Annotated in this window: 20 protein-coding genes; 5 read left to right on the plus strand and 15 right to left on the minus strand. The window is 71.5% G+C overall.

Going from position 1 to position 21051, the window contains the following annotated elements; all coding sequences use genetic code 11:
* Positions 1–263 precede the first annotated feature (263 nt).
* Both ACK1X7_RS20635 and ACK1X7_RS20640 read right to left on the minus strand, forming a co-directional pair.
* Entirely contained in the window at positions 264–1025 is a 762-nt protein-coding gene (locus tag ACK1X7_RS20635) for an isoprenyl transferase (RefSeq protein ID WP_216346405.1), read from the minus strand.
* Between the two features lie 294 nt (positions 1026–1319).
* Positions 1320–2066 (minus strand): prepilin peptidase, encoded by a 747-nt coding sequence (locus ACK1X7_RS20640; RefSeq protein ID WP_382960502.1) that lies wholly within the window; start codon positions 2064–2066, stop codon positions 1320–1322.
* 83 nt (positions 2067–2149) lie between these two features.
* On the opposite strand from ACK1X7_RS20640, the gene ACK1X7_RS20645 reads away from it, so the two are divergent.
* Both ACK1X7_RS20645 and ACK1X7_RS20650 read left to right on the plus strand, forming a co-directional pair.
* Positions 2150–2632, plus strand: coding sequence for a DUF192 domain-containing protein (locus tag ACK1X7_RS20645; protein ID WP_385155402.1), 483 nt, complete (start codon positions 2150–2152; stop codon positions 2630–2632).
* Positions 2633–2734: 102 nt separating this feature from the next.
* Entirely contained in the window at positions 2735–3142 is a 408-nt protein-coding gene (locus ACK1X7_RS20650; RefSeq protein WP_137967219.1) for a cold shock domain-containing protein, read from the plus strand.
* A gap of 136 nt (positions 3143–3278) precedes the next feature.
* Here the strand turns inward: ACK1X7_RS20650 and ACK1X7_RS20655 are convergent, their stop codons facing one another.
* The 12 genes from ACK1X7_RS20655 to ACK1X7_RS20710 all read right to left on the minus strand — a co-directional run bounded on the left by ACK1X7_RS20655 (position 3279) and on the right by ACK1X7_RS20710 (position 15289).
* Positions 3279–4574: an SLC13 family permease gene (locus ACK1X7_RS20655; protein ID WP_413115492.1), complete on the minus strand. Its 1296-nt coding sequence runs from the start codon at positions 4572–4574 to the stop codon at positions 3279–3281.
* A 58-nt stretch (positions 4575–4632) separates the two neighbouring features.
* Positions 4633–5268, minus strand: a complete 636-nt coding sequence (locus ACK1X7_RS20660; protein ID WP_385155408.1) for an OmpA family protein — start codon at positions 5266–5268, stop codon at positions 4633–4635.
* 8 nt (positions 5269–5276) lie between these two features.
* Entirely contained in the window at positions 5277–5861 is a 585-nt protein-coding gene (locus ACK1X7_RS20665) for a hypothetical protein (RefSeq protein WP_390792105.1), read from the minus strand.
* Between the two features lie 42 nt (positions 5862–5903).
* Positions 5904–6605 (minus strand): pilus assembly protein TadG-related protein, encoded by a 702-nt coding sequence (locus ACK1X7_RS20670; RefSeq protein ID WP_390792106.1) that lies wholly within the window; start codon positions 6603–6605, stop codon positions 5904–5906.
* 8 nt (positions 6606–6613) lie between these two features.
* Complete coding sequence (locus tag ACK1X7_RS20675) at positions 6614–6763, minus strand: hypothetical protein (RefSeq protein ID WP_162496074.1); 150 nt, start codon at positions 6761–6763, stop codon at positions 6614–6616.
* A 290-nt stretch (positions 6764–7053) separates the two neighbouring features.
* Positions 7054–7941: a DUF5936 domain-containing protein gene (locus ACK1X7_RS20680; protein ID WP_137967216.1), complete on the minus strand. Its 888-nt coding sequence runs from the start codon at positions 7939–7941 to the stop codon at positions 7054–7056.
* 56 nt (positions 7942–7997) lie between these two features.
* Positions 7998–8936: a type II secretion system F family protein gene (locus ACK1X7_RS20685; protein WP_385155421.1), complete on the minus strand. Its 939-nt coding sequence runs from the start codon at positions 8934–8936 to the stop codon at positions 7998–8000.
* 8 nt (positions 8937–8944) lie between these two features.
* The gene (locus ACK1X7_RS20690) at positions 8945–10471 is read right to left on the minus strand and encodes a CpaF family protein (protein WP_398158225.1); all 1527 of its coding nucleotides are present in this window, start codon (positions 10469–10471) and stop codon (positions 8945–8947) included.
* A complete protein-coding gene (locus ACK1X7_RS20695) occupies positions 10468–10965 on the minus strand; it encodes a TadE/TadG family type IV pilus assembly protein (RefSeq protein WP_390792107.1) in 498 nt (165 codons plus the stop codon). The genes ACK1X7_RS20690 and ACK1X7_RS20695 overlap by 4 nt, the downstream gene beginning before the upstream one ends.
* A 916-nt stretch (positions 10966–11881) precedes the next feature.
* Complete coding sequence (locus ACK1X7_RS20700) at positions 11882–13636, minus strand: AAA family ATPase (protein WP_385156838.1); 1755 nt, start codon at positions 13634–13636, stop codon at positions 11882–11884.
* A gap of 16 nt (positions 13637–13652) precedes the next feature.
* Entirely contained in the window at positions 13653–14357 is a 705-nt protein-coding gene (cpaB, locus tag ACK1X7_RS20705) for a Flp pilus assembly protein CpaB (RefSeq protein ID WP_413115493.1), read from the minus strand.
* Positions 14358–14383: 26 nt separating this feature from the next.
* Positions 14384–15289, minus strand: a complete 906-nt coding sequence (locus tag ACK1X7_RS20710; protein WP_413115494.1) for a hypothetical protein — start codon at positions 15287–15289, stop codon at positions 14384–14386.
* Positions 15290–15570: 281 nt separating this feature from the next.
* Between ACK1X7_RS20710 and ACK1X7_RS20715 the strand changes: the two genes are divergently transcribed.
* Complete coding sequence (locus tag ACK1X7_RS20715; RefSeq protein WP_385156847.1) at positions 15571–17283, plus strand: chitinase; 1713 nt, start codon at positions 15571–15573, stop codon at positions 17281–17283.
* Positions 17284–17534: 251 nt separating this feature from the next.
* The gene (locus tag ACK1X7_RS20720; protein WP_390792108.1) at positions 17535–18545 is read left to right on the plus strand and encodes a chitinase; all 1011 of its coding nucleotides are present in this window, start codon (positions 17535–17537) and stop codon (positions 18543–18545) included.
* Between the two features lie 84 nt (positions 18546–18629).
* Here ACK1X7_RS20720 and ACK1X7_RS20725 read toward each other — a convergent pair whose 3' ends face one another.
* A complete protein-coding gene (locus tag ACK1X7_RS20725; protein WP_390792109.1) occupies positions 18630–19484 on the minus strand; it encodes a S1 family peptidase in 855 nt (284 codons plus the stop codon).
* 126 nt (positions 19485–19610) lie between these two features.
* Between ACK1X7_RS20725 and ACK1X7_RS20730 the strand changes: the two genes are divergently transcribed.
* A complete protein-coding gene (locus ACK1X7_RS20730; RefSeq protein ID WP_413115495.1) occupies positions 19611–20966 on the plus strand; it encodes a M14 family metallopeptidase in 1356 nt (451 codons plus the stop codon).
* Positions 20967–21051 lie beyond the last annotated feature (85 nt).

Genomic DNA, 21051 nt, shown 5'->3' on the forward strand with positions numbered 1-21051 from the left:
GCACGATCCGCACAGTCGTCCGTGTGCAAAGGGCCTCCCGGACGGACGGCCCAATGCCGTCCGCTGGCAGTTCGACACCCAACTGGACAGGTGGGACAGGGCGTCGACCTGGAAGGGATATTCCCTCGAACGTGCGGGGGCATGCAACGGCATATGACGGCGCGGATATGAACGTTGTGAAACCAGCGTGCTACACGGCCCGGGGCCGGACGCCGGGCGGCGTCCGGCCCCGGGCCGGTGAACTGCGGTGCTACAGACCGGAACTAGTAGCCGTACCTGCGATGACGGGCGGCGTAGTCACGCAGTGCGCGGAGGAAGTCGACCTTGCGGAAAGCGGGCCAGAAAACTTCACAGAAGTAGTACTCCGAATGGGCGCTCTGCCACAGCATGAAGCCGGAGAGCCGCTGCTCACCGCTGGTGCGGATGACCAGGTCGGGATCGGGCTGGCCACGGGTGTACAGGTGTTCGGAGATGAGGTCGATGTCGACGACCTCGGCGAGTTCCTCGAAGGAGGTGCCCTTGGTGGCGTGGTCCAGCAGCAGCGACCGCACCGCGTCGGCGATCTCCTGCCGTCCGCCGTAGCCGACGGCCACGTTGACCAGTATTCCGTCGATGTGCTCGGTGTCCCGCTCGGCCTCCTTGAGGACCGTCTGGGTCCGGGAGGGCAGCAGATCGCGGTTGCCGACGTGGTGCACCCGCCAGCGGCCGTCGGCGGCCAGATCGCGCACCGCGCCCTCGATGATGCTCAGGAGCGGGCCCAGCTCGTCCTCGGGGCGGTCCAGGTTGTCGGTGGAGAGCAGCCAGAGGGTGACGACCTCGACGTCCGTCTCGCTGCACCAGCCGAGCAGCTCCTGGATCTTGCTGGCCCCCGCCTTGTGCCCCTGCTCGGCGGTGCCGCCGGCGGCACGGGCCCAGCGGCGGTTGCCGTCGAGGATGACGCCGATGTGCTTGGGCACCTGGGCGTGATCGAGGCGGCCTTCCACCCGGCGTGCGTAGAGCCCGTACACCAGGTCGCGCAACTTCACGTCTTCCAGCCCCTCAGTGCCTCGCATGGCTTGCCATGGCAGTCCGCCCCAAGGCCGACACCCTACTGCGGGGCGGAGGGGCTGGCTAACCGGGACGGCCAAACGACGGGCCCGCGTCACGCTTCGTAGCCGACCGTGCGGGATACGTGCCGCCCCTGGGGCCTCGGATGCCAGGAATAGAGCGGGCCGGTCCGTGGGGGGGGAGTACGGACCGGCCCGAGGGGGGGCTTCCACCATAACGCTTCGTGAGGGGATGTCCATGCATCGGCGGGGCCGACAATTCGCGCGCCGGTGTCATCCGGCCCCGAGCGCCCCCAGAACCAGCCCCGCGCCCGCCCCGAGGATCATGAAAGGGCCGAACGCCATCGCGGTCCGGCGCCCGGCCCGCCGGGTCAGCACCAGGGCCGCGGCGCAGCAGGAGCCCAGCAGCAGTCCGGCCAGGGCGCCCACGAGGAGCACGTCCCAGCCGTACCAGCCCAGGGCCACCCCCAGCGTCAGCGCCAGCTTGACGTCGCCGAACCCCATCCCGCTCGGGCTGATCAGGAACAGCACCAGATACGCCCCGCCCAGCACCGCGCCGCCCAGCAGCGCGCGCGGCCAGGACCCGGCGCTGTGCGGCAGCAGCGCCGCCGCGCCGAGCAGCGCGGCGACCCCGCCCGCCATGGGCAGGGTGAGCACGTCCGGCAGCCGGTTGACCGCCAGGTCCACGGCCGTGAGCAGCACCCCCAGCGGCACCAGCAGCAGCCACACCGCCAGCTCCGGGCGGGCGCCGACGGCCGCCGCCAGGCCCGCGCACACCAGCGCGGAGAGCGCCGCGGCGGGCACCGGGCCCGTCCCGTAGTCCCGCTCGCCGCCCCGGCAGCCGGCACAGCGGGCGGGGCCGAGCCAGCCGCGCGCCGGGCCGGTGAGCGCGTGCCCGCGCGGACAGGCGCCGCGCCAGGGCTCCTCCGGATCGACGGCCAGCCGGTAGAGCGGGCGCGGTACGAGCAGCCCGGCGGCCGCTCCGTACGCGGCGGCGAGCACGATCAGCAGCGGTTGCACGGGCCGAGCCTACGGAAGCGCCCGGCCGGTGGAACACTGCGCGGGAGGTGCGAACAGCGCGGGACGGGCCGAAGGGGGGCCGGATGGTGGGCCGCTGGCGGGACGGTACGGGGACGCTGCACGTGGTCGGCAGCACGGACGGCGCGGACGGAGCGGACGGCGCAGAGGAGGACCGGGAGGGCGCGGAGGGCACCGCGGGGCGCGCGGAGGGCTTGAGCGCCGGGCGCGCGGCGGGCATTCCGCTCACCATCGCCGCCTCCTACCGCGCCCGTGCCCGCGGTCTGCTCGGCCGGGACGGCCTGACCGGCGCGCTCCTCCTCACCCCGGCGAGCGGGGTGCACACCTTCCGGATGCGGTTCGCCATCGACGTCGCCTATCTGGACCGGCGGCTCACCGTCGTGGACGTCCACACCCTGCGCCCCGGGCGGCTCGGGCGCCCCCGGCTGCGCTCCCGCCATGTCCTGGAGGCGGAGGCGGGCGCTTTGGAGCGCTGGGGCGTGCGGCGGGGCGTGCGCGTCGTGATCGCCCCCGGCCCTTCAGCGCCGCCCGCTCCTTCTGTACGCTGACTTCTCGGTGTCATGGTTGGGACACCCTCGATCGCGGTCCGGATTCAACGAGGTAGCGGTCGGGATCATCGAGGTAGAGGTAATAGGGGTAGGGGTGGCACGGTGACGACCACGGGCAAGATTCTGCGTTTCGACGAGTTCCGCGGCTACGGCTTCATCGCTCCGGACGACGGCGGCGAGGACGTCTTCATGCACGCCAACGACCTGCTGGACGAGAAGCACCTGTTCCAGCCGGGGTCCAAGGTGCGGTTCGTTCCCGAGTACGGCGACAAGGGGCCCAAGGCGTCCGAGGTCCGCGTCCTGGAGCGCGCCGCCGCGCCGGTCGTACGGCCCTCCTCCGGGCCGGACGGCGACGACACCATGTGCGATGTGCTGTCGGTCGCCGAGCTGCGGCAGGAGCTCACCGAGGCGCTGGTCGAGATGGGCGGCAGCCTGACCGCCGACCAGATCAAGCAGGTGCGCAGGCGGGTCATCGAGCTCGCCCAGGCGCACAACTGGATCGAATCCTGATAACGGATCCTGATGTCGGGACGCATGGCGTCCTGACAGCGGACTGAGGGCCGCCGCCGCGACGAGCCGTCGCGACGGCGGCCCCACGCGTTCCGGTGCCCCTCGGCTTCCGGTGCTTCTCAGCTTCCGGTGTTTCTCAGCTTCCGGTGACCTTCAGCATCATCCACATCGCCGCCGTCGCGACCACCACGGTCGCCGGTGTGGTCAGCAGCCCCAGTCGGGTGAACACCCCCAGGTCGGAGCCGGTGGCCGGCTCATGGTGATGCACTATGCGCCGCCACAGCAGGGTGGCCAGGGAGCCGACATAGGTGAGGTTGGGGCCCAGATTGACGCCGATCAGCACGGCGAGCACGGGCCCGGTGCCGCCCGCGGAGGCGATCGGCAGCAGCGCCAGCACGGCGGGCAGATTGTTGATGAGGTTGGCCAGCACCGCCGCGACCGCCGCGATCCCGAGCAGCGCGGGCAGGCTCGCCCCGGTGGGCAGCACCTGGGTCAGCGCGTCCTGGAGACCGCCCGCCAGCACGGCCTGGACCACCACCCCGAGCGCCAGCACGAACAGGCAGAACAGCGGCCCGGCCGCGCCGATGGCCCCCCTTACGGTCGTCTCGCGGCGCCGCAGCGCCCTTACGGTGAGCACGAGGGCGCCCGCCCAGGCCGCCCACTGGGGGTCGAGCCCCGCCAGCGAGGTCCCGACGAACCCGGCGAGGGTCAGCAGCAGCACGGTCAGCGCGAAGACCGGCACCCGGGGCCAGTCGGCGGGCGGGGGCTCGGATGTCCCGGCGGCCAGATCGGCGGCGAAGAAGCGGCGGAAGACCAGGTACTCGATGCCGATGGTCAGCAGCCAGGCGGGCCCCATCAGCACGGCGAACCGGGTGAAGGAGACCTCGCTGGCCTGAAGGGCGAGCAGATTGGTGAGGTTGGAGACCGGAAGGAGCAGGGACGCCGAGTTCGACAGATGGGCGCAGGCGTACACATGCGGCCGGGACCTCGCCCCGAGCCTGCCCGCCGTGGCGAACACCACGGGCGTGAGCAGCACGACGGTGGCGTCCAGGCTCAGCACGGCGGTGACGACGGACGCGACGGCGAACACCCCGCCCAGGAGCCGGTCGGTGCGCCCCGCGCAGGCCCGCGCCACGGCCTGGCCCGCCGCCTCGAAGAGCCCCTCGTCCGCGCACATCCGGGCCAGCAGCAGTACGGCGGCCAGAAAGCCCACGACGGGCAGCAGCTCCCGGGTCTCCGCCCAGGCCCGGGCGGGCGAGACCGCCCCGGCGGCCACGACGATCCCGGCGGCGGGCACGGCCGCGACCGCTTCCGGCAGGCCCCGGGGGCGCACCACCGCGAAGGCCAGTACGCCGAGCAGCAGGACAACGGAAAGGGACTCGGCGACGGCGGTACTCAGGACGGACTCCGGCGGATGGTGTGATCGGCACACCCATGATGCGGCATCGCGCCGCCGGGACCGCTCAGGCGGTTGTGGGGAGCCGGGCCGCTCAGGCGGTCCTGGGGAAGCTGACCTCCACCCGGCGGTTGCGCTTCCGGCCCTCCTCGCTCGCGTTGTCCGCGATCGGGTACTGCTCGCCGTAGCCCCGGATCTCGTAGTTGACCGAGGGGTCGAGGTCCTCGGCGAGCGCCTGCTGCACCGCGTTGGCCCGCCGCTTCGACAGCACGATGCCATGACTCGCGGAGCCCAGGTCGTCGGTGAAGCCGAAGACGCGGACGCTCTTGGCGTTCTGCCGCTCGGCCTCGGAGGCGATCTCCTTGATCCGGGCCTTCGCCTCGCCGCCCAGCTTGGCGCTGTCCTTGCCGAAGAGCACCTCGGCCTGGAGGGCGAACTTCACCTTGGCGTTGGTGTCCTCCCGCCGCTCGTCGCCGTCGTCCGTCTCGACCACGGACTTGATGTCCAGGACCCGGCCGGGCGCCAGCTTGGCGCCCTCGGGCATCCGCAGATCGGAGTCCTTGGCGTCGATCTTCAGGGGCGGGGTGGTGTCGGCGGGCGCGCCGGGGCCGCTGTCCGCGTGGGCGGGCGGCGCCGGGGCGGTGAGGGTGACCAGGAGCGCGGTGGAGGCCAGCGCGGCCAGCACGGGGCCGCGGCGCGCGGGGCGGCGGGCCGTCGTCTGCGGTGTCATGGCCCGGCTCATCCGGAGAGGGTGATGCCGACGGACGGCATGGTCGGGATCTGGAAGTCGACCTCCGTGACGCTCTTCGGCGGGGCCGGGAACTGGGCGAACAGCGGACGGCTCTCATTGGGCTTGATCCCCGAGAGCCCCGTGGTGCACAGGCACTGGCCGTCGGTGTCCCGGAGGACGAGATAGCGCTTCTTGCCCTTCTCGTCGACCAGGGACGCGCCGGAGACGGACGACAGGGACTTCACCTCGGTCTCCTTCGAGCGCCAGTCGATCGCGTTGAAGAGCCGGCTGCCGTGGTTGGTGACGGTGGCGCTCACCGTGACGAACCCGCCGTCGTCGCGCTCCGCGGAGTGCAGGGTGACGACGATCCCGCCGGGCCCCTTCATCTCGCCGATGGTCTTGGACGAGTCCGCGGCGGGCTCCTGATCCCCGCCGTCGTCCTTGGACGCGGTCGACGTCCGGTCCGCGCCGTCGCCGGGCTTCTTGTCGTCGCCGTCGCCGCTGCCGCACCCGGCCACGGCGAGGGCCAGGGCCGCGGCGAGCGCCGTCGCGGCGGCCCCCCTCCGGGCCTTCGTCGTGTGCCGAATGCTCATCGCTCGCTGTCCTTTGCTCTTCGTTCGCTCGTCAGTCGGCCGTCAGTCGGCAAGGTGCACGGAGAACAGGTCCTTGGCGTCCGGGAAGAGGTCGAGATGCGCCGGGTCGATGGTCAGGTCGAGTCCGTCGCAGCGGAGGTCGAGGGGCGGCTTGTCGCCCTTGCCGTCGTCCTTACCGCCGTCTCCGTCGCCCTTACCGCCGTCCCCGCCTTCGTCGTCATCCTTACCACCGCCGTCGTCGTCGGGCCCCTTGGTGGGCGGGGCGGGCGGCTCGGCCGTGCAGCGAGGGGTGACGACCGCCTTGGCCGTCGCCTTCGCGTGCTTGGTCTCCGTGCCGGGGATGACGGTCTTGCCCACGGGCTTCCGCGTCCTGACGGTGACGGTGAAGGACGTCGGCAGGAACGCGGGGCCGTGGCAGTCGGTCACATCCGCACCGTTCCGACCGGCGAACCACCGTGCCTCATCACAGGCGCTGGTCGAGCCCAATCCCCGTCCGTTCAGCAGGTCGTCCCAGGCGCTGCCGTCCGCGATCGCCTCCAGGAACGCCTTGCGCAACTGGTCGCGGTAGTCCTGGGCGGCCGCGAGGGCCGCCGCGTCGGCGGCGGTCTGTCCGCCGTTGCGGGTGGCTCCGGCCTGGCCGACGGCGAAGAGGGCGAGCGCGAGGAAGAGCAGGCCCGCCACAGCGGTGATGTAGATCGGAAATGCCTGCCCCGCGTCGCTCCTGAGATCTCGGCGCGCTGTCACGGGACCGGTCAGATGCCGACGACCTGTGAGATCTTGTCGGAGATGGCGTTCGCGATCATGCTGCCGAAGTCCGTGGTCGACAGGACCAGCACGATGGCGACCACCACGGCGATGATGCCCAGGTATTCGATCGAGGTCTGTCCCCGATCGTTCCGCATGACGCGCTTCCCCATTGTGTTCCCCTCCATGGGCTGCCGTCCCACTATGGTCCGGCGACTCAACCCCCGTGGTGTCGCTCGCGACACGAGCAAAGTACGCCGAAACAGCCGTCTCGGAACAGTGCCCCAGGAAGCATTGCCTTCCCCGTTCACCACGTTCGAACCGTGGACGTGCCGACCGGCCCCGGTCGTGCATCCGTCTCACCCCCTCCCGCCACCGAGGAGTTCTCCGTCGACGACTGTCCCACATTCAATTGCAACCGCGAAGGAGCTTCACCTAAAAGAGACCGTCAGTCCCCGGTCACCGAGCCGAAGTCGGTGCCCGAGCCGATGAAGAACCCCGCGACGAGCAGCACCATGGTTCCGGGCACCATGAAGGTCGTGATGACCATGGTCGCCTTCGGCACCGCGCGCGCCGCGCGCCGCCGCGCGTTCTGGGCGTCCGTACGGCGCATGTCGTTCGCAATGGCGATCAGCGTCTCGACAATCGGAGCGCCCAGCTCCTCCCCCTGCTGAAGGGCGGTGACGAACTGCGCGACCTGTTCCGAGTCATTACGTTTACGTAGCTCCTCGAACGCGTGGCGGCGACTGACGCCCATGTCCATTTGCCGAAGTGTGATGCGAAGTTCATCCGCCCAGGGACCCTCGTACTTCTCCGCAACCCGGTCCAGGGCCTGACGGAAGCTCAACCCGGCGCTCACCACGACGGCCAGTACGTCCAGAAAGTCCGGCAGTGTCCGCTCGATCGCGTCCTTGCGCTCCCGCACCGCCGCCCAGATGCCCACCTCGATCCAGAACAGCCCGAACGCCACCAGCACCAGCGCCAGCAGGACCTGACCCTTGATCAGCATCACCAGCGCCCCGCCGAAGCCGAGCGCCCCGTAGACCGCCCGCCGGGCCGCGTAGCGGTCCACCGTCAGACCGCCCGGGTTGCCCGCCAGATCGATCCGGCGGCGGACCCTGGCCACCCGCTTCTCGCCCATCAGCCGCAGCACCAGCGGGGCGTAGCGGATGCCCAGCCGGTCGACTGCCGAGCCGACCGCGGTCGTCCGGCTGGAGCCGACCTCCAGGGCCACCGCCAGGTCGCTGGGCAGCTTGGCCTCGCTGCGGTACAGCGCGATGCCGTAGGCGATGCCCGCCACGGCGAGGCCGGCCGCCAGCGCCAGCAGCAGTGCCATCTCCCTGAGTCCCCTCTCGGACGGTCGTGGACGTTCTCGGACGTTCTCGGACGTTCTCAGACGTCGATCTTGGACATGCGGCGGATGAGGAAGAAGCCGATCCCGTACAGGCAGAAGGCCACGACCACCGCGGCCTGCCCCCAGAAGGACGAGGTCATCCGGTCCAGCGAACCGGCCGAGATCCGGTTCATCAGCAGCAGCGTCCCGATCCCCAGCAGCGGTACGACATAGGCGGTGACGGTCACCTGCGAAAGCTGGGTGCGCACCTCCCGCCGGGTCTCCTTGCGCTCCTCCAGCGTCTGGGTGAGGTTGCGCAGCGAGCTGACCACGGTCCCGCCCGCGCGGTTGGACAACACCAGCGTGGTGACCAGCACCACCAGCTCCCGGGAGGGCAGCCGCTCGGCCAGCTCCTCCAGCGCGTCGTCGATCGAGTGGCCGACGGCCAGCTTGGCCGCGACTTTGGCCAGCTCCTCGCCCGCCGGTGCCTCCATCTCGTCAGCCGCCATGCCGAGCGCGGTGCGCAGCGCCAGCCCGGCCTGGGTGGCGTTGGCCAGGATCCGTGACAGCTCGGGCAGTTGGTTGATGAAGCGCTCTATCCGCTTCTGCCGCTGCCAACTGAGGAACGCGAAGGCCCCCCAGACGGCGACCACCGCCGCTATCGGGCCGAAGAACGCCGCGAGGAAGGACGCCGCGATCAGCCACAGCCCGGCCGCCGCCCCCGCCGTATAGACGAAGAACTCCCCCGGGGTGATCTCCAGGCCCGTCGCCGCCAGCCGCAGCTCCAGCTTCCGGCCCAGGGACGTGGTGCGCAGTCGCCGGTCGACCCCGGCGAAGCGGCGCGCCCGGCCGGTGCCCGGCAGCGGGCCGGTCTCCGAGAGCCGGTCGATCAGCGCGCGCTGCTGCTCCTTGCCGCGGACGTAGGTGTGCACGCCCACGACGCCCAGCGCGCCGCACACCAGCGTCGCGCCGAGGGCCGCCGTCGCGAGATGGTCCATGGGGCCTGCTACCTCCGGTCCCTGGGGTCGAACGAGGGTGGGTCGAACGGGGGTGGATCGAATGAGGGTCGGTCGTGCGGGGGCCGGCCGAACGGCGGCCGGTCGTGCGGCGGCCGGTCGTGCGGCGGCCGGTCGTGCGGCGGCCGGTCGTGCGGGGGCCGGTCGTGCGGGGGCCGGTCGTACGGGTCGTATCCGGCGGCGCGGGTGGCCAGTTGGGCCGGGAAGGCGGCCACGCCGAAGGCCGGTGGCACCGATTCGCTCGCCATCCGCAGCCGCTCCGCGACCCGCTCCGGCAGCGGGAAGTAGCCGAACCGCCCGTGCACCACCCGGTCCGCGCCCATCGGCTGGGCGTCGAACCGGCATACGGTGGCGATGCGGTACGCCTCGTGGCCATGGCTGTCGAGCAGCGCGATCTCGCTGATCCGGCGGGATCCGTCGGCGTTGCGGACAAGCTGGACGATGCAGTCCACGGCGCTGTTGATCTGGTCCCGCAGCGCCTCGTAGGGGATCGCCACCTCCGACATGGAGGCGAGCGTCTGGAGCCGCATCAGCGCGTCCTCGGCGCTGTTGGCATGGACGGTGGCCAGCGAGCCGTCGTGGCCGGTGGACATGGCCTGGAGCATGTCGAGGGTCTCACCGCCGCGCACCTCGCCGACGATGATGCGGTCGGGGCGCATCCGCAGCGAGTTGCGGACCAGGTCGCGGATGGTGATACGGCCCTTGCCCTCGACGTTGGGCGGCCGGGACTCCAGCCGGATGACATGGGTCTGCTGCAACTGGAGCTCGGCGGCGTCCTCGACGGTGATGATGCGCTCCCCGTCGGGGATCAGCCCGGAGAGGGCGTTGAGCAGCGTGGTCTTGCCGGAGCCGGTGGGGCCGGAGACCACGACGTTGAACTTGGCCCGCACCAGCGCCGCGAGCAGCAGCAGCATCTGCTCGTCCAGCGTGCCCATGCCGATCAGCTCATGGAGGGTGTAGGCGCGGGGGAAGCGGCGGATGGTGAGCGTGGCGCCGGTGAGGGCGAGCGGCGGGATGATCACGTTGACGCGCTCACCGGACGGGAGCCGGGCGTCGACCATCGGATTCGACTCGTCCACCCGGCGGTTGACCGTGGAGACGATGCGCTCGATGGTCTGCATGAGCTGCTCTTCGGAGGCGAACCGGACGGGGACCTGCTCGACCCGGCCGGAGCGCTCCACGAAGATCTGGTCCGGGCCGTTGACCATGATCTCGGTGATGGAGGCGTCTTCGAGGAGCGGTTCGAGCACCCCGAGGCCGAGCGCCTCGTCCACCACCCGGCGGATCAACTGGGAGCGCTCGCTGGTCGAGAGCACCGGGCCCTCGCGGCTGATGATGTGGCCGAGCACGCGCTCCAGCCGGGAGCGGCGCTCGGCGGTGGAGAGCGAGGACATCTCCGCGAGGTCGATCTCCTCGAGCAGCTTGGCGCGGTAGGCGGAGACGAGATGGCCGTCCTGACGTCCGCCGCCGCTCTCGCCGGGCCCCTCGGGCGCGGTGATACGGGCCCGCAGGCTCATCGGTCGCCTCCCATCGCGGCAGGCGCCAAGCCGCCGTTCCCGCCGTTTCCGCCGTCTCCTTCGCCGTCGTCGCAGGGCATCGTGGCGCTTTTCTCGGCGCTGCCGAAGTCGAAGCCGGGGATGACGGAGGGGATCTCCACGGTCGCGGTGGCCCGCGCCTCCCCGCCGCCGCAGCCGCCGCTGCTGATACCGGCGCCGTCGGCCAGCCACCCGCTCATCGCCGCCTTCCCGGCGGCCTGCGGGCTGGTCCGCGGCTCGTCGAGCGACGCCGTGCGCGCCGCCGCCCGCGCCGCGGTCCCGGCCTGCTGCGCGGTGTACGCGGCGATGCCGAGCTGCGCGGCGGCGAGTGCGACGAGGATGAGGATCGGCAGGAACCCCAGGAACTCGATGGACGCCGACCCGGTGTCGGCCCGCCCTCGGCGCGACGCGCCGGGGCGTCGGCCCGCCCGGCCCGAGCCCGCCGCCGGGCGGCCGCGCCGCCTGGCGGCCTCCAAGGAACCGCGAAGTTCCGCCGATACCGAGCCCTGGTCACCGGGCCGCGCGGCCGCGGGCAAGCGGCCGTCGCCCCGCCAGGCCGTCGCCCGGCCTCGGCGCGCCGCGGTGGGGCGACGGCCCGCCGGCCCGAAGTTTCCCCCGGGCAGCCGCCGTCCCCCCGCCCGCTCGCCCGACGACGCCCTTGTCCCCGGGCGGTCAGCCGCGCGCCCACGCGCGCGTGCCGAACCGGGGCCCAGGGGGCGCACCACCGCCCCGGCCGCACCCCGAACGCCTCGTGACACGACCCAGCGGCCCCACCACCGTTCGATGGCCTCCGCCGCACCGCGGAGTCCCGCCGATGACGAGCCCTGGTCACCGGGCCGCGCGGCGGCGGGCGCGGGGCGGTCCGCCCGCCGGTCCATCGCCCCTCCCCGGCGCATGGCGACGGCGCGAAGCGACGACGCGTGACCGCCCGCGCGGCGCCTGCGCGACGCACCGACCACCTCGGGACGGTGCCGCGCCGCGTTCGGGTAGGCGTCCGCGGTGGGGTTCCGCGGCGGGGTTTCCGCCGCGGAAGGGCGCCATCGGACGGCCCGCGCCGGGCCGACCGGCACGGCCGCCCCGCCGAGCACCGCACCCAGGCCGCGGCACCAGGCGGTGACCGCCGCGGTGGGCCCAGGGGCCGCGATGGGCCCGGGGACCGCGGTGGGTCCAAGGACCGCGGTGGGCCTGGGGATCGCGATGAGCCCAGGGACCGCGATGAGCCCAGAAACCACGGTGAGCCCAGAAACCACGATGGGCCCAGGGGCCGCGGGCCGACCGCCCGGAGGCACGAGTCCGTCGCCCGGCACCGTGGCACCCCCCGGGTCGTGGCGGCGGGGGGCCGTCGCGGGGCCCGCGAAGCCGGTCCGCGTGCGTACGCGGTGACGGGTCATGTCACTCCCCTCCGCCCGCCAGATCGCTCTCGTCCGCCGCGCCCGCCGCGCCCGTGACCGTCCAGGGGAAGTCGGCGGCGCCCGGGAAGAGGATCGGGACGTGGAGCTTGACCGTGGCCTTGTAGACCGAGCCGTCGCCGCCCGCGCAGTCGATGTCGGCGCTCCAGGAGCCGGGGATGTCCTTGCTCGCCGCGTCCTGGCAGGCGCCCGCGCCCTTGGTCGCGCCCGCGCGGGCGCCCTTGTCGGCCGAGTTGCCCGCCAGCGAGTACGTATAGCCGACCAGCACCACCTGCCAGACGACCGCGAGCACGATCAGCGCCAGCGGCAGGACGCCGAGGAACTCGACCGTCACCTGGCCGCGGTCACCGCCGCGGTCGCCGCCGCGCTTGCGCAGGAAGCCCTTGGTGGACGGCGGGGCGATCTCGTTGAGCGCGTCGGTGCCGTCGCCCACGCTGCCCTGCGCGGGGTCGCCGCCCGCCTCTATGGCATGGCGCCGCCGCAGCCCGGGCAGGGCGCGCTCGCCGCCGCCCCCGGCCGCGTGGCCGCCCCGGTGGGCGGCGCGGCGACCGCCGCCCGGGGGCGCGGCGTCCACCAGGCCCAGCTCACCGGCCAGCCCCCACAGCGCCTGTTTGACGGCCGACTTGGCGTCCAGGTCCTGCATCCGGCCCGAGTCGACGGCGGGCTGAAGCTCCTTGAAACCGGCCGGGATCGCGGTGCGCGCCACGGTCGTCCCGGTGGCCCGCTGGACGAGCTGCGGCTGGATCTCCGCGCTGCGGGTGTGCCGGTTGACCACGGTCACGGTCTCCTCCGCCTTGCGGATCTGGAGCCGGTCCCACAGCCGGACCATGCGCTTGGCGGCGCGCACCGCGACCACGTCCGGGGTGGTCACCAGCAGCGCGATGTCCGCGGTCTCCACGGCGGCGGCGCCCGCGGAGGTCATCTGCGTACCGCAGTCGACGACCACCAGCTCGAAGCGCGACCGCAGCGCGCCGATGACCTGGCGGGCGGTGTGGTCGGTCACCTCCTCGCCGCGCTCGCCCTCGCCCGGCGCGAGCAGCAGCCCGAGCCCGGTCTGGTGGGTGAACACCGCGTCCTGGAGCACTCGTGGCGAGATGTCGCTGATCTGCGCCAGATCGGCGATCGAGCGCCGGAACTGCACATCGAGGTACGAGGCGATGTCCCCGGACTGGAGGTCCAGGTCGACGAGCGCGACCTTACGGCCCGCGGCCCGCGCGGCGAGCGCGAGCTGTACGGCGGTCACGGTGGTGCCGACGCCGCCCTTGGCGCCCGCGACCGCGACCAGCTTGCCGCCGGGCCCGGCGGCCAGCGGATCGCCGCCGCCCCCGAGATGGCGCCGTACGCCGGTGGCCCACTGGGCGGCGCCCTGGACGCGGGCGGCCAGCTCGTCGTACGCCAGCGGTATCCCGGCGATGCCGCGGGCCCCGGCGTCCATGGCGGCCGAGTACAGCGCGGGCCCCGCGTCGGCGGTCACCAGCACCACGCCCACCGCCGGGAAGCGCAGGGCGATCTCGCGGATCAGCTCCAGCGCCGGGGCCGGGCCGATGCGCTCATGGACGAGGACGACCTCCGGCAGCTCCTCCAGCGAGGTGGCGGCCAGCGAGGCGAGGGTGTCGAGCAGCAGGGTCGAGTCGCCGACCGGCGCCGACGGTTCGACACCGGGCAACTGGCCGAGCAGCCCGCTCAGGGAGCGGGCGGCGTCGGGGTCGCCGACGGCCGGCAGAATCCTGATCGTCACCGCGGCACCTCCTCACTCATTTGTCGCCGTCGAGGGTGTAGGTGCGGTCGCCGGGCCCTATGGAGGTGCCCCCGCCGGGGGCCACCAGCGCGAGCCGCACATGCGAGGCGAAGGATTCGGCGTAGGCCACCCGCTGCGCGTTCTTGGTGTCGAGCGCGAAGGTGATCGGCACGGCCTCGTCGATCCGCCGCTTGTCGTCCTGGTTGGGCTCCAGGGCGGTGATCTTGCCGAGGTCGAGCACCTCGGCGCCCGCGACGATCAGCTTGGAGACCGCTTCCTCGCCCTGGGACTTGCCCTCGAAGGTCGCGTAGATGTTGACCTTCGCACCCGGGGTGATCTTCCCGGCGACGCCGGTGGCCGCGTCGATCATGATGGCGATCTCCTGCTGCCCGGGCTTCAGGGCGGGCCGGTTCGCGATCATGTCCCGTTGCAGCAGCGACCCCTTGGCGAGCTGGGTCACCGCGATCTTCCCGCGTAGCTCGTCGAGATCGGTGACGGCGGTGGAGGGCACATAGCGCTTGGGCATCGAGACCTTCTCGAACTCCGCCGCGTCCAGCGCCTTATAGGGCTTGACGTCCGAGGTGAGCTTGTAGGCGGTGGTCTCGGGGCCGACCTTCGACTCCACGTCGTTGACGACGGAGAGCACTCCGGCGAAGGCGCCGACGGCGCACAGGACCGACAGGAGCAGCAGGATGACTCCGCGGCGCTGGCGTGAATTCATGGGACGCACAACCTCGTTCGGGGACGTTACCGGCTGGTCAGGGCGGGACGTTGGGACATGAGCAGTGCGGGGATCTCATCGCCGCGCGCCACCGGGCAGGAGCAGAAGGCGCAGCGGTCGCCGATGAGTTCGAAACCGCACCAGTGGCATTCCTCTCTCCGTACGGAGGCCACGAGCTGGTAGAGGACCGAGAGGTCGGGGATGGCCGCGGCGAACTCGATCAGCTTCGGGGTGCCCCACCAGCGCGCCGACTCGGCGGGCAGCGGCACCTCCTCCACGCCCCGTACGCCCCAGGCGGGGGCGAGGGCGCCGGTGACCCAGTCGTCGCGGCGCGCGTCGCCGTCCCCGTAGCCATGGCTGTTGAGCTGGCCCCGGGCGACGGTCATGGAGGTGGCGTACCCGGGGGCGGGCAGCTCGGACGCGCCGCCGACCTTCACCAATTGCGGGGTGGGATGGGCGAGCACCCCGAAGTGGGCGCCGGGCACCCAGGACTTGACGTGCGAGGTGAGGCTGACTTGGACCCGGTCCAGCTTGGCGACGCTGCCCAGCAGGGCGCCCGCGTGGATGTAGTGGGAGAGCAGCCGGGCGGCGCACGCCAGAACGCCGGGGCTGAAGTCCGATATGGACAGTTGGCGCAACTGACGGGCCAGCACGGCGACGGCCAGCGGCGGCAGTTCGAGCGGCAGCAGCGCCATCCGGTCGCTCTCCAGGACGGAGCGCACGATATGGAGCCGGCGGACCACCGGCGCGGGGGTCGCGGCGGGATAGAGCACGACGAGATAGCCCTGCTGGTCGAGGAGGGTCCCGACCTCGGCGAGGGCGTCGTCGAGTGACTGTGCGTCCGGCGGGCGGAGCACGACGGCCGACGGGGTCTGCCCGTCGGGCGGCGGAAGCACCAGCTCACGGCCGGTGACTGCTATCGCGGTGGGCACGTCGGCTACCCCGTCTCACATCGGCGCCGAGCGGCGGCGGCCACAGGTCTCAACTGCCCCTGTCTCATTACTGCCCCTGTCCTGGTGCGTCGTCACTTTATCCACGAAAGCGGCGTGAGAGAACAGTTCCTCAGGGTTACGCACCCCAGGCCCGATGCGGAGTCCGCGCATCCCCTTGACAAGGTTATTGGTCTGGACCACTTTACGTTCATACGGTGGCCACCGTCCGCAATCTCCTCCTTCACACCGGCTTCCCAACGGATTCCCCCACGGAGGCAGTCATGGACCGTGCCCCACACCCCCGCCCCACCCGACTCAGACGCGGCCTCGCCCGGCTGACCAGCGCATTCGCCACCATCGCCCTGGGCGCCACCGGCCTGGTCGCCCTCGGCGGCAGCGCCGCGGGCGCCGCCGCCGCCAACCTCGCCCAGAACCCCGGCTTCGAGTCCGGCCTCAGCGGCTGGACCTGTTCCGCCGGGAGCGGCACCACGGTCGCGAGCCCCGTCCACGGCGGCTCGGCCGCGCTCAAGGCCACCCCGGCGGGCACGGACAACGCCCGCTGCGCCCAGACCGTGGCCGTCAAGCCCAACTCCTCGTACACACTGAGCGCCTGGGTCCAGGGCAGCTATGTCTACCTCGGCGCCGGCGGCACCGGCACCACCGATGTCTCGACCTGGACGCCGTCGGCACCCGGCTGGCAGCAGCTCAGCACGAGCTTCACCACCGGCGCGGGCACCACCTCGGTGACCGTCTACACCCACGGCTGGTACGGCCAGCCCGCCTACTACGCCGACGACATCAGCCTGACCGGCCCCGGCGGCGACCCCGGCGACCCGGTGCCGGGTGCGCCGAGCGGGCTGCGGACCGGCGGCGCCACCTCGTCCTCCATCGATCTGTCCTGGTCCCCGGTGACCGGCGCGACCGGCTACAACGTCTACCGCGACGGCTCCAAGGTGCAGTCGGTGAGCGGCGCTTCGGCGACCGTGACGGGTCTGGCGGCCTCGACCTCGTACCAGTTCCAGGTGACCGCCACCAACGCGGCGGGCGAGTCCCCCAGGTCGTCCGCCGTCACCGGCACGACCACGGCCGGAGGCGGCGGGGGCGGCGGCACGGTGCCGGGGCACGCGGTCACCGGGTACTGGCAGAACTTCAACAACGGCGCGGCCGTGCAGAAGCTGCGGGACGTCCAGGACCAGTACGACATCATCGCGGTCGCCTTCGCGGACGCCACCGGCACCCCAGGAGCCGTCGACTTCACCCTCGACCCCGCCGTCGGCTACGGCAGCGAGCAGCAGTTCAAGGACGACATCAAGGCCAAGCAGGCGGCCGGGAAGTCCGTCGTGATCTCGATCGGCGGCCAGAACGGCACGGTGTCCATCAACGACTCGGCCTCCGCGAACAACTTCGCCAACTCGGTCTACGCCCTGATGCGGGAGTACGGCTTCAACGGCGTCGACATCGACCTGGAGAACGGCCTCAACGCCACCTATATGACCCAGGCGCTGCGCTCCCTGTCGGCGAAGGCCGGGTCCGGCCTGGTGATCACCATGGCCCCGCAGACCATCGACATGCAGTCCACCTCGGGCGCCTACTTCCAGACGGCGCTGAACATCAAGGACATCCTGACGGTGGTCAATATGCAGTACTACAACAGCGGCTCGATGCTGGGCTGCGACGGCAAGGTCTACTCACAGGGGTCGGTCGACTTCCTCACCGCCCTCGCCTGCATCCAGTTGGAGGGCGGTCTGTCGCCGTCCCAGGTCGGCCTCGGCCTGCCCGCCTCGACGCGCGGCGCGGGCAGCGGCTACGTCTCCCCGGCGATCGTGAACAACGCCCTGGACTGCCTGGCCCGCGGTACGAACTGCGGGTCCTTCAAACCGTCCCGGACCTACCCGGGTCTGCGCGGCGCGATGACCTGGTCCACCAACTGGGACGCGACCGCGGGCAACGCGTGGTCGAACGCGGTGGGCCCCAAGGTCCACGGTCTGCCGTAGCGTGACGCGGCCCCTCCCGGGGGATGCCCCGCCCGGGAGGGGCCGCCGAGCACGGGGGATGGGCCAAGGGGGCCGGGGCGCAACCGCTCGGCCTCCTCATCCGCATTTTTCACCCTCATGTGCAGGGAAGATGTCGCGCGGGGTTGACAACAGCATTGGTCTGGACCACCTTATACGCACGCCACAGGGGCCCCTGAACGCACACTCGCACCACCACCCCCACACCTCTCCCCCCACATACGGAGGCTGTCGTGGTACGCGCACAGTTCACCAAGCGGCTGCTCGGAGCCGCCGCAGTCGTCGCCATCGCCGCCGGAGGGCTGATATCCGCCGGCTCGGCCAACGCGTCGGAGGACCACCCCGACGCGAAGCAGCACGCCGCCGCCGTCCCCGAGCACGCCGTCACCGGGTACTGGCAGAACTTCAACAACGGCGCGACGGCCCAGAAGCTCTCGGACGTCCCGGACGACTACGACATCATCGCGGTCGCCTTCGCGGACGCCACCGGCTCTCCCGGCGCGGTCGACTTCAAGCTCGACCCCGCCACCGGCTACAGCGACGAGCAGCAGTTCAAGGACGACATCAAGGCCAAGCAGGCGGCCGGGAAGTCCGTGATCATCTCCGTCGGCGGTGAGAAGGGCACCATCTCGGTCAGCGACGACGCCTCGGCCGACGCCTTCGCCTCCTCCATCACCGGCCTGATGGACAAGTACGGCTTCAACGGCGTCGACATCGACCTGGAGAACGGCGTCAACTCCACCTACATGACCAAGGCCCTCAAGGCCGTCCACGACAAGAAGAGCGATGTCGTGGTCACCATGGCGCCGCAGACCATCGACATGCAGTCGGCGTCCACCGAGTACTTCAAGACCGCCCTGGGGATCAAGGACTTCCTGACGGTGGTCAATATGCAGTACTACAACAGCGGCTCGATGCAGGGCTGTGACGGCAAGGTCTACTCCCAGGGCTCGGTCGACTTCCTCACCGCCCTCGCCTGCATCCAACTGGAGAACGGCCTCGACCCGTCCCAGGTCGGCATCGGCGTGCCCGCCTCCACCAGCGGCGCCGGATCCGGCTATGTCGAGCCGGGCGTGGTCAACGACGCCCTCGACTGCCTCGCCAAGGGCACCGGCTGCGGCTCCTTCAAGCCGTCCAAGACCTACCCCGGCATCCGTGGCGCGATGACCTGGTCCACCAACTGGGACGCGGCCAGCGGGAACGCCTGGTCGAAGGCGGTCGGCCCGCACGTCCACGGGCTGTAGACCCGCAAGGCGCGAACGACAGTTCGACGTACGCCGGTGCGCCCCGCTCACGCCATGCGGGGCGCACCGGCGTACTGATGTTCGCTACGGCTTGGGCAGCGCACACCCCGCCAGGTTCAGGTCGATCTTGTTGCCGGTGGTCACGCACTTGGTGATGCCGTAGGTCTCCTGGGCGTAGTTGATGCCCTGGCGCACCGTCACCGCGCCGTTCTCGTCCACCTCGCACGGGTTGTTGAGGGTGCAGCGGCCGCCGTCCTCGTTGCCCGTGTTGTTCACGGCCACGACCTTGCCGGACGCCGGGTCGACGACGGGAGAGCCCGAGGTTCCGCCGATCGTGTTACAGGCGGAGGTGTAGCGGACCGAGTCCTTCCAGGTCCAGTCCCCCTCCTTAAGACGGTATGCAAATCCGTCGATATTGCAGGAGTAGATCTTCTTCCAGTAGCCGGAGACCACATTGATCGCGGAGCCCTGGGTCGGGTGGCTGTCCGACAGCGGCAGCGCCTTGATGCCGTACGCCGACTGGATCTGGGCGTATGTCGACGTGAGCTGGTACAGCGAGATGTCGGTGTCGGTCATCGTCGCGTACGCCACCTTGCTCGCGCGTACGGTGCCGGCGCTGCCACCCGAGGCGGTCAGCAGGGTGAAGCTCCGGGTCGACGGCTTGTCGACGATCACCTCTCCCGCGCCGGGGAAGCCGCTCTCCAGGCAGTGGCCGTTGGAGAGCACGAGCGCGGGGTCGGTGTCGGCCGAGCCCGGCGTCCGGACGACGGAGCCGGAGCAGTTGCTGAGCGCCACCGTGCCCGCGAAGGTGACGGCCTTGGGGGCCTTGGCGGGGGCCTTGGCGGGGGATGCGGCCGTCGCGGGCGCCGCGCCCGCGCCGACGAGGGTCGCGCCGCCCAGTAACAGGGCCGAGAGCGCACCGACGAGAGATCTGTTCATGCGGGGGGTTCCTTCCCTCGATGAGAGATTCCTTCGGCTTCGACCATTTCCCACCCTTGCGCATGTCATGCGCATGGCCGAACACTGGCGCAGCAGTCGCTCGCCCCTCACCCCCCAGGAGATGTCATGCGACGTCGCATCCGCGGTAGACGGGCCACCGCCCTCACCGCCTTGCTCACCCTCGCACTCGCCGCCCCCATGGCAGCTCAGGCCGACGATCCCGCTCCACGGCCCGGCACCGACCGCACCGCGTCACCCACTACTGGCCAGGGCGCCGACGAGAGCGTGCGGCAGTACGAGGTCTCCGGCCCCGCCACCCGGGCCGACCGCTCGGCCGTCGCCGCCACCGGCGTGTCCATCGACGAGGTGGACGCCCGCTCCCTGGTCGTCACCGCCGACCCGGCGCAGGCCAAGCGGCTGCGCGCACTCGGCTACCGGCTCACCGGGCTCCAGGGTCCGCCCGACCGCGCCGAGGGCAGGTCGGCCAAGCCGTTCGACTTCCCGTCGGCCGATGCGAAGTACCACAACTACGCCGAAGCGAACGCCGAGATCAACGCGGCGGTGGCGAAGTATCCGTCGATCCTCAGCAAGCGCGTCATTGGAAAGTCGTACGAGGGCCGGGACATCGTCGCCCTCAAGATCAGCGACAACGTGGCGACGGACGAGAACGAGCCCGAGGTTCTCTTCACCGCCCATCAACACGCCCGTGAGCACCTGACCGTGGAGATGGCGCTCTATCTGGTGCGGCAGTTCACCGAGGGCTACGGCAGCGACTCCCGGATCACCAACGCGGTCAACGGCCGGGAGATCTGGATCATCCCGGATGTGAACCCGGACGGCGGCGAGTACGACATCGCCACCGGCTCCTACCGGAGCTGGCGCAAGAACCGCCAGCCCAACTCCGGCTCCTCGTCCGTCGGCACCGACCTCAACCGCAACTGGGACTTCAAATGGGGCTGCTGCGGCGGCTCCTCCGGCTCCCCGGGGTCCGAGACCTACCGAGGGCCCAAAGCGGCGTCGGCCCCCGAGGTGAAGGTCGTCGCCGACTTCGCCCGCAGCCGCGTCGTCGGCGGCAAGCAGCAGATCAAGGCCGCCATCGACTTCCACACCTACAGCGAACTGGTGCTGTGGCCCTTCGGCTGGACGTACGACGAAACCACCACCGGTATGACGCGGGACGACTACGACGCCTTCGCGGCGGTCGGCAAGAAGATGGCCGCGAGCAACGGCTACACCCCCGAGCAGTCCAGCGAGCTGTACATCACCGACGGCGCGATCGACGACTACCTCTGGGGCACCCAGAAGGTCTTCGCCTACACCTTCGAGATGTACCCGACCGGCTCCGGCGGCGGCGGCTTCTACCCGCCCGACGAGGTCATCGACCGCGAGACCAGCCGCAACCGCGACGCGGTGCTCCAACTCGTGGAGAACGCGGACTGCATGTACCGCTCGATCGGCAAGGAAGCGCAGTACTGCACCTGAGCCTGGGCCTGGGCCGTACGGCACGACGCGGGCGCCGTCCCGGCGGGAAGACCGTCGGGACGGCGCCCCGCGAGGCGTCGGCTGT

The organism is Streptomyces sp. CY-1 (assembly GCF_047218265.1).
Classification (GTDB): Bacteria; Actinomycetota; Actinomycetes; order Streptomycetales; family Streptomycetaceae; genus Streptomyces; species Streptomyces niphimycinicus.

What these genes read in the sequence shown, in the direction of transcription:
- ACK1X7_RS20645 (WP_385155402.1), top strand. Translation starts at nt 2,150, where the DNA reads ATGGTGGGCCGCTGGCGGGACGGTACGGGGACGCTGCACGTGGTCGGC.
- ACK1X7_RS20660 (WP_385155408.1), bottom strand. Translation starts at nt 5,268, where the DNA reads ATGACACCGCAGACGACGGCCCGCCGCCCCGCGCGCCGCGGCCCCGTG.
- ACK1X7_RS20665 (WP_390792105.1), bottom strand. Translation starts at nt 5,861, where the DNA reads ATGAGCATTCGGCACACGACGAAGGCCCGGAGGGGGGCCGCCGCGACG.
- ACK1X7_RS20675 (WP_162496074.1), bottom strand. Translation starts at nt 6,763, where the DNA reads ATGCGGAACGATCGGGGACAGACCTCGATCGAATACCTGGGCATCATC.
- ACK1X7_RS20680 (WP_137967216.1), bottom strand. Translation starts at nt 7,941, where the DNA reads ATGGCACTGCTGCTGGCGCTGGCGGCCGGCCTCGCCGTGGCGGGCATC.
- ACK1X7_RS20685 (WP_385155421.1), bottom strand. Translation starts at nt 8,936, where the DNA reads ATGGACCATCTCGCGACGGCGGCCCTCGGCGCGACGCTGGTGTGCGGC.
- ACK1X7_RS20690 (WP_398158225.1), bottom strand. Translation starts at nt 10,471, where the DNA reads ATGAGCCTGCGGGCCCGTATCACCGCGCCCGAGGGGCCCGGCGAGAGC.
- cpaB (WP_413115493.1), bottom strand. Translation starts at nt 14,357, where the DNA reads ATGAATTCACGCCAGCGCCGCGGAGTCATCCTGCTGCTCCTGTCGGTC.
- ACK1X7_RS20715 (WP_385156847.1), top strand. Translation starts at nt 15,571, where the DNA reads ATGGACCGTGCCCCACACCCCCGCCCCACCCGACTCAGACGCGGCCTC.
- ACK1X7_RS20725 (WP_390792109.1), bottom strand. Translation starts at nt 19,484, where the DNA reads ATGAACAGATCTCTCGTCGGTGCGCTCTCGGCCCTGTTACTGGGCGGC.
- ACK1X7_RS20730 (WP_413115495.1), top strand. Translation starts at nt 19,611, where the DNA reads ATGCGACGTCGCATCCGCGGTAGACGGGCCACCGCCCTCACCGCCTTG.